This window comes from Antribacter sp. NEAU-D49, from assembly GCF_057158775.1.
The window spans coordinates 40,556-53,546 of sequence record NZ_JBXTSN010000031.1; the positions used below are offsets into that span (position 1 = coordinate 40,556).

Annotated in this window: 11 protein-coding genes; 1 reads left to right on the plus strand and 10 read right to left on the minus strand. The window is 74.7% G+C overall.

Going from position 1 to position 12,991, the window contains the following annotated elements; translation table 11 throughout:
- Positions 1-41: 41 nt before the first annotated feature.
- The 10 genes from AC060K_RS19530 to AC060K_RS19575 all read right to left on the minus strand — a co-directional run bounded on the left by AC060K_RS19530 (position 42) and on the right by AC060K_RS19575 (position 11,993).
- A complete protein-coding gene (locus tag AC060K_RS19530) occupies positions 42-788 on the minus strand; it encodes a ComF family protein (protein WP_483767016.1) in 747 nt (248 codons plus the stop codon).
- 99 nt (positions 789-887) lie between these two features.
- Positions 888-2,645, minus strand: a complete 1,758-nt coding sequence (locus AC060K_RS19535) for an LpqB family beta-propeller domain-containing protein (protein WP_483767017.1) — start codon at positions 2,643-2,645, stop codon at positions 888-890.
- The gene (mtrB, locus tag AC060K_RS19540) at positions 2,642-4,411 is read right to left on the minus strand and encodes an MtrAB system histidine kinase MtrB (RefSeq protein WP_483767018.1); all 1,770 of its coding nucleotides are present in this window, start codon (positions 4,409-4,411) and stop codon (positions 2,642-2,644) included. Before mtrB ends, AC060K_RS19535 begins: the two co-directional genes overlap by 4 nt.
- Positions 4,412-4,424: 13 nt before the next feature.
- The gene (gene mtrA / locus AC060K_RS19545; protein WP_483767019.1) at positions 4,425-5,105 is read right to left on the minus strand and encodes an MtrAB system response regulator MtrA; all 681 of its coding nucleotides are present in this window, start codon (positions 5,103-5,105) and stop codon (positions 4,425-4,427) included.
- 28 nt (positions 5,106-5,133) lie between these two features.
- Positions 5,134-6,468, minus strand: coding sequence for a DUF58 domain-containing protein (locus AC060K_RS19550; RefSeq protein WP_483767020.1), 1,335 nt, complete (start codon positions 6,466-6,468; stop codon positions 5,134-5,136).
- An 18-nt stretch (positions 6,469-6,486) separates the two neighbouring features.
- A complete protein-coding gene (locus AC060K_RS19555) occupies positions 6,487-7,461 on the minus strand; it encodes an AAA family ATPase (RefSeq protein ID WP_483767041.1) in 975 nt (324 codons plus the stop codon).
- Between the two features lie 20 nt (positions 7,462-7,481).
- The gene (locus AC060K_RS19560) at positions 7,482-8,729 is read right to left on the minus strand and encodes a DUF4350 domain-containing protein (RefSeq protein ID WP_483767021.1); all 1,248 of its coding nucleotides are present in this window, start codon (positions 8,727-8,729) and stop codon (positions 7,482-7,484) included.
- The gene (locus AC060K_RS19565; protein ID WP_483767022.1) at positions 8,726-9,448 is read right to left on the minus strand and encodes a DUF4129 domain-containing protein; all 723 of its coding nucleotides are present in this window, start codon (positions 9,446-9,448) and stop codon (positions 8,726-8,728) included. Before AC060K_RS19565 ends, AC060K_RS19560 begins: the two co-directional genes overlap by 4 nt.
- 8 nt (positions 9,449-9,456) lie before the next feature.
- Positions 9,457-10,869 (minus strand): DUF7544 domain-containing protein, encoded by a 1,413-nt coding sequence (locus tag AC060K_RS19570; RefSeq protein WP_483767023.1) that lies wholly within the window; start codon positions 10,867-10,869, stop codon positions 9,457-9,459.
- Between the two features lie 134 nt (positions 10,870-11,003).
- The gene (locus AC060K_RS19575; RefSeq protein WP_483767024.1) at positions 11,004-11,993 is read right to left on the minus strand and encodes a stage II sporulation protein M; all 990 of its coding nucleotides are present in this window, start codon (positions 11,991-11,993) and stop codon (positions 11,004-11,006) included.
- A gap of 91 nt (positions 11,994-12,084) precedes the next feature.
- On the opposite strand from AC060K_RS19575, the gene AC060K_RS19580 reads away from it, so the two are divergent.
- Complete coding sequence (locus AC060K_RS19580; protein WP_483767025.1) at positions 12,085-12,912, plus strand: RDD family protein; 828 nt, start codon at positions 12,085-12,087, stop codon at positions 12,910-12,912.
- Positions 12,913-12,991 lie beyond the last annotated feature (79 nt).

Genomic DNA, 12,991 nt, shown 5'->3' on the forward strand with positions numbered 1-12,991 from the left:
CGACACCCCAGAAGACCCCCCAACGACGTGACATCTATCCGTCACTCCGTCACCTTTTTGGGGGGTATATCGGACATCTTGAAGCTCGCTCCCGGCGGCGGCGTCGCTGCCAGCACGAACGCGCCCAGAACCGCTCCCCCAGCCGCTTCCAGCGTTCTCTCAGCCGCGGCCAGCGTGGCCCCCGTCGTCAGGATGTCGTCCACCAGCAGGCACGGCGCGGGCAGCTCGCGCCGCCCGCCGCGCGTCACCCGGACCGCGGACGCCAGGTTCCGGCCCCGCGCACGCGATCCGAGGCCCACCTGGTCCCGCGCGGACCCGGGACGGTGCAGGAGCTGGACCAGCCCGGCGTCGGCCCCCGCACGGCGCAGGCCCTGGGCCACCGCAGCGGCCAGGACCGTGACAGGCACGCGCCCGCGCGCCCGGAGCGCCGCCCCGCTCGACGGCACGGGCACGACCAGCAGGGGGCCGCCGGCGGCGCCCGCGAGGGCGGGCGCCAGGGCGGCGGCTCCCCGCTCGAGCGCCGGGCCGAGCAGGCGGTCCAGGTCGGCCCGCCCGCGGTCCTTCCAGTGCACGACGACGTCCCGCACCGCGCCCACGTACGGCGCCAGCGCCCAGACGGGCAGCGGGGGCGTCCCGTCGAGCCGGTCGAGCCGGGGCGCGGCGTCCTCGACGCGCACGGGCGGCCCGGCCAGCACCGCGGCGCACGACGAGCACCACAGCACGTCGGGCATGCCGCACGGGCAGGCCACCGGGAGCACGAGCCGCGCCAGCTCGGAAAGAGGGTTCACGACCACCAGCCTCCCCGACGCGCCCGGCCACCACCCGCGCCCGTCCACAGGCTCGGACGAACGCCCTGTCTCGGCAGGGGGCGGCGCCGCAGCACCGCTTCAGCCGGGGAAGGCCACCAGGCTGACCGCCGTCCCCGGCAGCAGGTCCGTCCACGTCCCCTCGCTGGGCCGGCGGAACATGAGGGTCCCGTCGTCGTCGACCGCGTGGATCCCCTGGTCGTTGGAGCCCGCGGCGATCCGCTGCGGACCCACCACACCGGCCAGCTCGCGCGAGCGCCCGACGGCGTTCGGCGCGTATCCCCCGACCCCCGTCACCCACACGGACGTCTCGCCGCCGTCGTCGGTGAGGAGCCCGAGGTAGGTCTGGCCCGCCCACTGCACCTCGCGGACGTGCGGCACGGTGACGGCGACGCGCACCGCCCCGGCGAGCGCCGTCGGCAGGCCGTTCTTGTCGCGGACCACCCCCGCCACCTGGACCTGGCTCTCGCCCGACACCCCGCGGCTCACGACGGCGACCCGGGCGCCCTCCGGCGACACCCGGACACCGGTGACCTGCCGGCCCGTCAGCCAGTCGCCGGTGAGCGGCACCTGCGCCCCGTCCGGCGCGACGGCCAGGACCGAGCCGGGCGGCCCGCTGGTCCACACCATGCTGTACCGGTCGATCGACGGCGCTGCGAGGTCCGCGCCCGTGAGCAGGACCGCCGGGTCACCGGTCACCCGGCGGAGCGTGGTGGTCCCGTCCCGCACCACGACCGGCGTCGACGCCGGCCCCACGGCCAGCGCCGTCGGGTCGGTCACGCCCGACCAGTCCGTCTCCTCCGCGAACTCGACGAGGCGACCGTCGTCGCCGGCCCTGTGGAGGGTGCCGTCCGCCAGCACGACGGGTCGGCCCTCGGTCCGCGGGAGCGACGGCCCAGCCCCGCCGTTCACGTCGAGCAGCGCCGAACCGTCGGACAGCGTCACAGGCTGCGTGGGTCGTCCGTCCGGGGACAGGGTGGCGCCGATCTGCGCCGCGATGAGCGCCCGGTCGGCGGCGGAGGCGTCGAGGATCTGCGACGTCAGCGGGACCTCCAGCTGACCGGTCTCGGGATTGTCCGCGACGGCCCCGATGGAGAGCCCGGTGCCCTCCGGCACGACGCTGATCGCCGCTCCCTGGAGGTACGCGGGCGGCCCCGCGAGGACCTCCTCGACCGCCTTGGCGCGCCAGCCGTTCTCCGGGAACCAGCGCTGGTCGGGCACCCAGTAGGACCGGTCGGGCGTCGGGAAGTAGAGCCGCACCGGCCGGTAGGAGTTCGTGAAGATGACCTCGTGGAGGTACAGGCCGTTGTCCAGCTCGCTGATGCGCCACTGGCCGTCGGCGCCCTTCACGAGCGTGAACTCGGCCTGCGCCGGGGTGGGCACCTGCTGCTCGGTCAGCACGCCGCGCTCGTCCACCGTCGCCGTCACCTCGGCGCTGAACCGGACGGTGGTCGTGAGCGCGTCCTCCGCCACCGGGTCGGCCGTCAGCACGGGGTCGGCCTGCATCACGTAGACCCGTTCGTCCGGGTTCCACGCCGAGACCGCGAGCGGCTGGAGGAACTGGTTCGCCACGGTGAAGCGCGCCGGGTTGTTGGGCCCGGTCGAGGCTGCCATCAGGAAGCCCCGCACGATCGCCTCGGGTCCCGCCCCCTCCCGCGGGCCCGACGCGGGCAGGTACACGATGGGCCGGGGGTCGGCCTCCGCCGCCGCGTCGACGTCGCCCACCCAGGGCTCACCCGACGTCGGGATCGTGGCGCAGCCACCCAGCAGCGCCGCGGGCACAGCGAGGAGTGCGACCAGCCGGGCAACGAGGCGGCGCGTCGTCCGCGTGCGGGTCATCGGTGCACCTCCAGCTCCTCGTCGGCGATCGTCGGCAGGTCCGGGATCGTCGTGGGGCTCGGACCGCCGGACGGGTTGACGACGGGCACCTGACCCGTGGAGACGTGCGGCTCGTGGGACGGCGGCACCAGCGGGACCGGCGGCTCCGTGACCGTCAGGCCGGCCCGGCGGGGCAGGACCAGCCGGAAGCTCGCACCCCGGCCGGGCCGGCCCCAGGCCTCCAGGCGGCCGGCGTGCAGACGCGCGTCCTCCATCGCGATCGCGAGACCGAGACCGGTGCCGCCGGTCGTGCGGGCGCGAGCGGGGTCGGCGCGCCAGAACCGGTCGAAGACGTGCTCCACCTCCGGCTGCGTCATGCCCACGCCGTAGTCGCGCACCACGACGGCCACCGACCATCGGTCCTCCGCGACGGTGATCTCCACGGGCCGCTCCTCGGCGTGCTCGATCGCGTTGACCACGAGGTTGCGCAGGATCCGCTCGACGCGCCGGGAGTCGATGTCCGCGACGGCGTCGTTCTCCGGGAAGTGCAGCGAGACGGCGACCTCCTTGCGCTCCGCGAGCGGCATCGCCTGCTCCACGACCTGCGCCACGAGGTCGCGCAGGTCGTGCCGCTCGGCGTCGAGCACGGCCGCGCCGGCGTCGAACCGGCTGATCTCGAGGAGGTCGGCGAGGAGAGTCTCGAACCGGTCGATCTGGTCCTGCAGCAGCTCCGCGGACCGGCGGGCCCCGGGCTGCAGGTCGTCACGCTCGGCGTGGATGACCTCGCTGGCCATCCGGATCGTCGTGAGCGGCGTCCGCAGCTCGTGCGACACGTCGGACACGAACCGGCGCTGGAGCGTCGAGAGCTCCTCCATGCGGCGGATCTGGTCCTGGAGGCTCGTCGCCATCTCGTTGAACGACCGGGCGAGCGACGCCATCTCGTCCTTGCCCTTGCCGACGGGCATCCGCTCGGACAGGTGGCCGTCGGCCAGCCGCTCGGCCACCGTCGCCGCACGGGTCACGGGCAGGACGGTCTGCCGGGTGACGAGCCGGGTGATCACGCCGATCAGCACAAGGATGCCCACCGCACCGACGAGGAGGACCCGCTGGATCAGCGTCAGGGTCTCCTGCTCGTCCTCGAACGAGTAGAGGAAGTAGACCTCGTACGTGCCGAGGGCGGTGCCCTGCACCGTGGACCCGACCATGACCCCGGGCACCACATCGCCGTCCACGGGGATCGCCACCGACTGCAGCACCGGCACGTCGGACCGCGGGTCCTCCTCGCGGAGCGCGAGGTTGCGCTCCCGCAGGTCCTCGGTGAGGAGCGGCAGCACGTCGGGCGAGGCGATGTCCACGAGCCGCAGGTCCGTCCCCAGCTCGTGCATGAGGAGGACGTCGACGGCGCTCGAGCCCTGCGCCTGGAGGCGTCCGGGCACGTCGCTGAGCAGCCGGGTCAGCTCGGACTGCTGCGTGGCGGACGACTCCGCGACGGTGGTGCGCACCTGGTTGGTGAACGCGACGCTCTCGCGCTCGACGTCGGCGATGCGCTGTTCGAAGAGACCCCTGCTGATCGACGACGACAGGTACGTCCCCAGCACGGCGACCGCCACCACGCCCACCGCCAGGGCGGAGGCGGTGACCCGTAGCTGCATGGACGACCGCCACCGGTCCACGGCGCGCCGGAACGCACGCACCACCAGGGCGCGCACGTGCGTGCCCGTCCGCCGCAGCCGGTCCAGGAGGGACCGGGCGCGAGCGCGAGCGACGGGCAGTACCCCGAACGACACCGTCAGGGTCCCGTCACTGCGGTGCGCCCGCCTTGTAGCCCACGCCGCGCACCGTCAGGACGATCTCCGGGTTCTCCGGGTCGCGCTCGATCTTGGAGCGCAGCCGCTGGACGTGGACGTTCACGAGGCGCGTGTCGGCGCTGTGCCGGTAGCCCCACACGCGCTCCAGCAGGACCTCGCGGGTGAACACCTGCCACGGCTTGCGGGCGAGGGCCACGAGGAGGTCGAACTCGAGGGGCGTGAGCGAGATCCGCCGGCCCTCGCGCGTCACGGTGTGCCCGGTGACGTCGATCTCGACGTCACCCACCTTGAGCCGCTCGGGGCCGGGGTCCTCGGTGCGTCGCAGCCGCGCCTTGATGCGGGCGACGAGCTCCTTGGGCTTGAACGGCTTGGACACGTAGTCGTCCGCACCGGACTCGAGGCCCAGCACCACGTCTACCGTGTCGGACTTGGCGGTGAGCATGATGATCGGGGTGCCCGACTCGGCCCGGATCTCCCGGCAGACCTGCACGCCGTCCTTGCCGGGCAGCATGAGGTCGAGCAGCACGAGGTCGGGCTGGTGGGTGCGGAACATGCCGAGCGCGGAGTCGCCGTCGGCGCAGAACACCGGTTCGATGCCCTCACCGCGCAGCACGATCCCGATCATCTCTGCCAGGGCGGTGTCGTCGTCGACGACCAGGACGCGGACCTTCATGCCCCCAGTGTGCCAGGTCGGAGAGCTGTCACAGGCGTCCTGCCGCCTTGAGCGCGAGGTACGTGTCGGCGAGGCGCGGGGCGAGGTCGTCAGGCAGGGCCTCGACCACCTCGGCGCCGTACCGGCGGAGCATGGTCGTCACGGCCGTGCGCTCGAGGTCCCCTCGGGCGGCCGCGGCCGCGTCGTAGACGTCGGCCACCGTCTCGCGGCCCGCGCGCAGCGCGGCCACCTCCTCGTCGGCGACAGAGGCGACCACGACCTGGTGGTCGCGCGCGAGCTGGTCGACGACGGGCAGCAGGCCCGACTCCACCACCGCCGGGTCGAGGGCCGTCAGCAGCACCACGAGCGCCCGCTGGGACATCCGGGCGCGGACCTGCGCCACGACGCCCGACCAGTCGGTCTCGAGCAGCACCGGGTCGATCGTCGCCAGCCCCTCGGCCACCGCGGGCATCAGCCGGGGCCCTGCGGCCCCCGCCACCCGGGCCCGGACGACCCGGTCGAAGGCCACCAGCTCCACGCGGTCGCCCGCGTGCCCCGCCAGCGCCGAGAGCAGCAGCGCCGCCTCGATGCTGGCATCCAGGCGCGGTGCGCCCGTGCCGTCGGACGCACCCACGCGCGCCGCCGACGTGCGGCCCGTGTCCAGCACGATCAGCACGCGCCGGTCGCGCTCCGGCCGCCACGTGCGCACGACGACGTCGCGTCGCCGGGCGGTGGCGCGCCAGTCGATCGACCGCACGTCGTCGCCCACGACGTACTCGCGCAGGGAGTCGAACTCCGTGCCCTCACCGCGGATCTGCACCGCGGCGCGCCCGTCCATCTCCCGCAGCAGCGCGAGGCGCGACGGCAGGTGCTTGCGGCTCGCGAACTCGGGAAGCACGCGCAGGCGGCCCGGCACCGGCAGCGTGACCTGGCGCCCGGCGAGGCGCAGCGGCCCGAACGACCGGACCGTCACGCCACCCGCCTGGCGGTCGCCCCGGCGCGTCGGCACCAGCGTGGTGGCCAGGCGGGCCGACTCACGGTCCGGCAGGTTCACCTCGTGCCGCCCCGCGGTGCCGTCGCCGGCCTCAGGGCGGGTCCGCGCACCCGCCGACGGCGGCCAGGCGTCCCGGACCAGCGCCCGCAGCCGGCGGCCCGACACGTTGGTCACCACCAGCTCGGACCGGGCGGGGCTGCGCAGCCGGACGGACGCCGGTACACGCCGCTGGACCGCGACGCGCCGGGGCGACGCCGCCAGGGCCACGTCGATCCCGCACAGCACGAGCACCACGAGGAGCCAGAGGAGCACCGTGCCCTGCGACGGCACGACGAGCACCGGCACGAGGCCGACCGCCATGAGGGCGGCGGCACGCCAGGTGAGGACCATGTCGGTGGCGACCCGGGATCAGCGGGGCACGGGCACGGAGGCGAGCACCGTGTCCAGCACGCCCTCGGCGGTGACGCCCTCGAGCTCGGCCTCGGCGCGCAGCTGCACGCGGTGCCGGAGCGTCGGGTGGGCGAGAGCCTTGACGTCGTCGGGTGTCACGTACGCACGGCCGGACAGCCACGCCCAGGCCCGCGAGGTGGCGAGGAGCGCCGTGGCGCCACGGGGCGACACACCCAGGGAGAGCGACGGCGAGAACCGGGTCGCCCGGCAGACGTCGACGGCGTAGCCGAGCACCTCGCGCGAGACCTGGACCTGCGCCACCTCGGCACGGGCGGCGTCGAGCACCTGCTTTCCGGCGACGGGACGCACGCCGGCCGCGGCCAGGTTGCGCGGGTCGAAGCCCGCCGCGTGCCGCGCGAGCACCTCGACCTCCTGCTCCCGCTCGGGCAGCGGCAGCACGAGCTTGAGGAGGAAGCGGTCCAGCTGCGCCTCCGGCAGGGGGTACGTGCCCTCGTACTCGACGGGGTTCTGGGTGGCGATCACGATGAACGGGTCGGGCAGCGGCCGCGGCGTGCCGTCGACCGACACCTGCCGCTCCTCCATGGCCTCCAGCAGCGACGCCTGGGTCTTGGGGGGCGTGCGGTTGATCTCGTCGGCGAGCAGCAGGTTGGTGAACACCGGGCCCTCGCGGAAGGAGAACTCGGCCGTCCGGGCGTCGTAGACGAGCGAGCCCGTCACGTCGCCGGGCATCAGGTCGGGCGTGAACTGCACGCGCTTGGTGTCCAGGTCCAGCGCGGCCGCCAGGGTACGGACCAGCAGCGTCTTCGCGACGCCCGGCACACCCTCCAGCAGCACGTGGCCCTTGCACAGCAGGGCGATGAGCAGGCTCGTCACGGCGGAGTCCTGCCCGACGACGGCCTTGCCCACCTCCGTGCGGACCGCCGCCAGGGCGGAGCGCAGCTCGTGGGACGGACGTGGTGCTGTGGCGTCCATGGTTGTCTCGATCGGGTTGGTCACGGTCGGTGGACCTCGCTCTCCAGGGTGTCCAGATGACGCGCCAGCTGGAGCAGCGCGGCGTCGTCGGCGGGCGGGGGGCCGTAGAGCAGGTGCGCCACCTGCTCGGTCGGCCGGTTCGTGGCGGCGACGACCGCGTCCACGACGGTGGGGGCGTCGGCCGAGCGGGCCAGGCCCAGGCGCTTGGCGACCCGGTCGGCCGCCGCGGCGCGCAGGCCTGCCGCGGCGTGGCCGCGGGCCCTGGCCGCACGGTACAGGCGGCCGCGCCCGCGCGTGGTCTCGGCCGAGCGCACCAGGACCGGGAGGTCCTCGGTGACGAGCGGGCCGAGCCTGCGGCCGCGCCAGAACGCCAGGAACAGGGCGACGAACGCGAGGAGGAGCGCCACGGCGGTCGAGCCCGGCGGCAGGGTGGGCGTGAGCTGGCCGCTGTCTTCCTCTGTGCCGGTGCTCGTGTCGAACACCTCCGGCACGAACCAGACGAGGCGGTCGTGGGCGCCGAGGGTCCACAGGGCGAGCGCGGCGTTGCCCTGGTCCAGCACGGTCTCGTTGAGGATCACGGCCGGGTCGTCGATCACGGCGACGGACCGGTCGCCGGCCTGGACCCGCGCGAACGCGGCGTCGCCGTTCTCGTCGAGCCAGCACAGGACCGTACCGGGCCCCGTGCCGGTGCCCGTGACACCAGGGTCCAGGTCGACCGGCCCGGCAGCGCCGGCCGCCGGGTCGTCGCACTCCGGCTGGAGCACCCCGGCCTCCGACCACCCGGAGGTGGTGACGGCGCCGTCGGTCATGGCTTCGAGCAGCTCGAACTCCGGGGCCAGCAGCACGACGTCGGCCTCCATGGCCGCGAGCGAGTTGATCTGCACCGGCTCGAAGAAGCTCGGGTGCGGCGTGATGAGCAGCGTCGTCCCCGGGCCTGCGGCCCGGACCGCGTCCGCGACGGAACGCACGTACGTGACGTCCACCCCCTGGGCGCCGAGCACCTCGGCGACGGCGCGCGCGCCGTCCGGGTCCGCGTTGTCGGGCGCGTGCCGCACGCCGGAGGACGGTGGCCGGGTCCAGGCCAGGAACGCGACGAGCACGAGGAAGATGCCGACGACGGCCAGCGGCCACCTGCTGCGGCGCCAGCGGCCGCGCGCGCGGGACCCGGCGGTCGTGTCGTCGCCGATGACGACGGGCGGCTCGGCGGTCCCCGGCCCCGTGGGGCCGGTCGCCCCCGGGATGGCGTGAGGCGGGGCCAGCGCGGTCATGAGGCACCCCCGCGGGAGTCGGGCGCGGGCTGAGCGGGCGCGGCGCCGGCGCCGGCGGCTGCGGGCGCGGCGCCGGAGGCTGCGGCGCCCACGGCCGCCGTGACCTCGGGCCGGGCAGCGGCGACGGCGGCGTCGAGGTCGCGGAGCACCTGGTCGTCGTTCGCCGTCGCCCGGAGCTTGCCGTACTCGGCGTCGTCGAAGAGCCCGGCGCCGGTCCGGAGGTCAGCGGCGAGCACGGGGAGCCGCACGCCGGCGTCGGCCGCGGCCTCCTGCGCGGTGCGGCCCGGTCGCGGGTCGATGATCACGCGCTCCTCCAGGGACCGCACCACGGCACGGAACCGCTCCACCACGGCGGTGGACCAGTCCCCGGCGGCGGCCGCCGCGTCCGCCGCCGCGCGCATCTGCGCGGAGGTGCGCACGTCGTCCTCGTCCAGGACGACGGCGGCGGCCCGGCGCACGCGGGACAGCCGCACCGGTCCGGCCACCCACCAGGCGATGAGCACCACGAGAGCGATCGCGCCGACGAGGATGAGGGTGAACTGGAGCGGCGGCACGCCGATGTCGGGCACGCGCACGCCCTCGAAGAGGCCGAAGAACCAGTCGAAGAGCCGCTCCAGCAGCGACCTGTCGTCCTGGTAGTCCGGCTTGGCGAGCTCACGCCGGAGCCACTGCGCGGCGGTGTCGCGGTCGGGATCGACCGGCACGTCGAGGCGGATCACGCCACCCCTCACCGGTCCGCGGTCTCGGAGGCCGCCGCGGCGAGCTCGACGTCGAGGCCTTCCCGGCGCATGCGCAGGTCGATGTACTGGAGGGCCACGACACCGCCGAGGAACAGGAGCTGCAGCGCGTAGGCGGCCACGATGGCGACGCCGTACGCGATGCCGCCGCCTTCGGCGCTGCCGACCGCGAAGAGCACGCCGGCCAGCCCCCCGAGCACCCCGGCGATCACCTGGCCCACGATGTAGACGATCACGTAGGCGAGCAGGTAGATGCCGAACAGCCGCCAGAAGCTGCCGCGAGTGAGGGTCCAGACCCGCCGGACCGTCTCCCAGAAGGGGCGGCCCTCGAGCACGAGGGCGGCCGGGACCAGGCCCGTCCGCACGCCCAGCCAGACGGTGAGGACCAGGAAGGCCGGGATCGCCAGCACCACGATGATCCCCGTGAGGGCACCGCTGTCGTCCAGGCCCATCGCGGCCACGGCGAGCACCACGACCAGCGTGAGCGCCACGGTGAACGCGAGCCCCAGCAGCAGCGAGAACCCGATGAGGAACCAGGCCCGGCGACCGGCCTGGCGCCAGGCCTGACTCACGCCGATCTTGCGCCCGATCGCCGACTGTGCCACGGAGAGCGTGACGATCCCGTTCACCACAGGCGCGGCGAGAGCGAGGGTGAGGCTCGCGCCGATGCCGCTCGTGTACAGGAAGCCGAGCATGTCCTCGAGCCCGCCGAGGTCCTCGCCCTCGAGCGAGGAGAAGAGGTCCGAGACCATGGACGTGAAGGGCAGGCCGAGGAGGAAGCCGAGGACGGCGGCCACGACGATCACGATCGAGCTCAGGCCCAGCACCACCGCCGGGTTGTGCCGGATCGCGCTGAAGGCGCCGTCGTAGATCTCGCCCAGCGACAGCGGGCGCAGCGGCACGATGCCCGGCTTGTCGGCCACGGGAACGGGGCTGCCGTAGGGAGTGGTCACGCTCTGGACGGGCTGCCCGTACTGGGACTGGCCGTACTGGCTCTGCCCGTACTGCGGCTGCCCCGGCTGTCCGTAGGCGGGCGCGGGCTGCCCGTAGGCCGGCTGCCCGTAAGCGGGCTGGCCGTACGCCGGCTGCCCGTAAGCGGGCTGCCCGTACGCCGGCGGCGCGGCGGGCCGCTGCCCCTGACCTGTCTGCGACCCGTGCTGCGGCTGGCCGTAGGCGGCCGACCCGGCGGGAGCCGGCGGCGCGGGCGTCCCCGGGGCGCCGGGCCCAGGAGCCCCGGCAGCGGCGTCCGAGACGGCGCCGTCCGCGCCGGCGCCCGGGGCACCCGCGGGAGCCGGTTGCTCCGCCTGCGGACGCGCGTACTGCCCGTAGCGCGGCGGCTCGCCCCAGCCGGTCCCCCGCTGGTCGGGTGCGGGCTGGTCAGGTGCGGTGTCGGGCGTCGTCATGTGCTCGCTCCGGTGCTGGTGTCAAGGCTTCGAGGACCTGGGCGCGGAGCGCCGGTGCCTGTCGCGGCAACCCTAGTACGTCCAGGTGACAGCGGGCGCGCGCCCTCGGCGGGGCGCGCGGCGCGCCTCCGGGCTCAGCCTGCTGTCGGTACGACTTCACCCGCCTCGTGCGCGTCGAGGTCACCCGTGGCCCCGGCCCCGACCGCGCGACGGCCGAGCGCGTACACATAGACCCAGAACGCGGCGAGCACGATCGCACCGATCACGATCTTGAGCCACCAGGGCATCGTCGAGCCGGTCACGAAGCCCTCGACCAGGCCGGACAGCCCCAACGCGGCTGCCAACCCCACGACCAGGGTGATCAGGGCCCGGCCCTCCTCGCCGAGCGCAGCGAGACGCGGGCGCGGCCCAGGGTCCACCATCACCCAGAACAGGCGGATGCCCGCCGCTCCCGCGGCGAAGACGCTCGTCAGCTCGAGCAGGCCGTGGGGGGTGATGAGCTGGAGGAACAGGGCGAGCTCGCCGTGGGCGGCCATCATGCCGCCGATCGAGCCCACCATGACCGAGTTCTGGAACAGGACCCACAGGGGGTAGACGCCGGTGATGCCGGTCGCGATGCAGATGGCGGCGATGAAGGCGTTGTTGGTCCAGACCCGTGCGCCGAACCCCGCGCCCGGCTCGTAGTAGTCGGCGAACGCCGCCTCGACGTACTCCTCCTGGTAGCTGGGCGGGCCCATGGCCTGCAGCGCTTCGGCATCGTTGGCGACATAGAAGCCGGCCACGACGGCGACGAGGAGGCACGCCGCCGTGACCCCGTGGATCCACCACCGGATGCGGTAGAACGCCGCCGGCACGGACAGGGTCGCGAAGCGCACCACGTCCCGCCACGCCGGCTCGTGCGCTCCCGCGATCCGCGTGCGGGCGCCGTTCAGGAGGTCGGAGAGCCGGGTGACCAGCACGGGGTCCGGCGCGCTGGACCGCACTGTGGACAGGTGGGTGGCCACGGCCTGGTAGAGCCGCACCAGCTCGTCGGACTCGGCGCCGTCCAGCCGACGACGCCGGGACAGCTCGCGCAGGCGCTCCCACTCCGGATCGTGCACGGCGGTGAAGGCATCGAGGTCCACGGCCGATACCCTGCCACAGGTGGGCGCGCGACGGGCGCGCCGTCGTCGGCCCGCGCGCCCGACCGCGACGGGCTCGGAACAGGAGGCGCACGTGCAGGACGGCATCCTCATCGGTGAGGGCGTGGTGCTCGACGCCCGCCCGGCCTCGTTCGTGACGCGCGCGCTCAGCGGCCTGCTGGACCTCACGGTCATCGGTGCCACGCTGCTGGTCTTCGTCCTGGCGACCGGTGAGTGGTTGCTCCCGGAGGTCGCGATGGGCAGCGACGTCGGCGCGATCGTCTACATCGTCGTGATCGTGACGGTGACCGTCGGCATCCCCACCACCGTGGAGACGCTGACCCGCGGCCGGTCGCTCGGCAAGCTCGCGACGGGCATCCGCGTGGTCCGCGACGACGGCGGTCCCGTCCGGTTCCGGCACGCGTTCGTGCGCGCCCTCGTCGGTCTGCCGGAGCTCTGGGCCACGGGCGGAGGCCTCGCGGCCCTGATCTCGCTGACCAACCACCGGGGCAAGCGGCTCGGCGACATCGTCGCCGGCACCTACGCGATCCGCGTCCGCGGCGCCCGGCAGACCCTGGCCCCCGTGGTCATGCCCCCCGCCCTCGCCGGCTGGGCGCACACCGCCGACATGCGCCGGCTGCCCGACGGCCTCGCTCTCGCGGCACGCCGGCTCCTCGGCCGTGCCGACCGCCTGGCGACGCCGTCGCGGGCCCGCCTCGCCGTCGACCTCGCCGCCCGCGTGGAGCGGTACGTGGCGCCTGGCCCGCCGCCGGGCACCCACCCGGAGGCGTTCCTGCACGCGGTCCTCGCGGAGCGTCGCGACCGCGAGTGGGCGGCCGCGCAGCGCGAGCAGACCCGGGCCAAGGAGCAGGCGGTGCTGCTGCACCGGCTCCCCTACGCCGTCCCTGACCCCCGCGACTGACCCCCGCGCGCCGAGACAGCGCCCTCGTCCGACGAAGGCGCTGTCTCGGCGGGGGGGGTCAGCGCGCGACCGGCTCCCG

What these genes read in the sequence shown, in the direction of transcription:
- mtrA (WP_483767019.1), bottom strand. Translation starts at nt 5,105, where the DNA reads ATGAAGGTCCGCGTCCTGGTCGTCGACGACGACACCGCCCTGGCAGAG.
- AC060K_RS19560 (WP_483767021.1), bottom strand. Translation starts at nt 8,729, where the DNA reads ATGACCGCGCTGGCCCCGCCTCACGCCATCCCGGGGGCGACCGGCCCC.
- AC060K_RS19535 (WP_483767017.1), bottom strand. Translation starts at nt 2,645, where the DNA reads ATGACCCGCACGCGGACGACGCGCCGCCTCGTTGCCCGGCTGGTCGCA.
- AC060K_RS19550 (WP_483767020.1), bottom strand. Translation starts at nt 6,468, where the DNA reads ATGGTCCTCACCTGGCGTGCCGCCGCCCTCATGGCGGTCGGCCTCGTG.
- AC060K_RS19555 (WP_483767041.1), bottom strand. Translation starts at nt 7,461, where the DNA reads ATGGACGCCACAGCACCACGTCCGTCCCACGAGCTGCGCTCCGCCCTG.
- AC060K_RS19570 (WP_483767023.1), bottom strand. Translation starts at nt 10,869, where the DNA reads ATGACGACGCCCGACACCGCACCTGACCAGCCCGCACCCGACCAGCGG.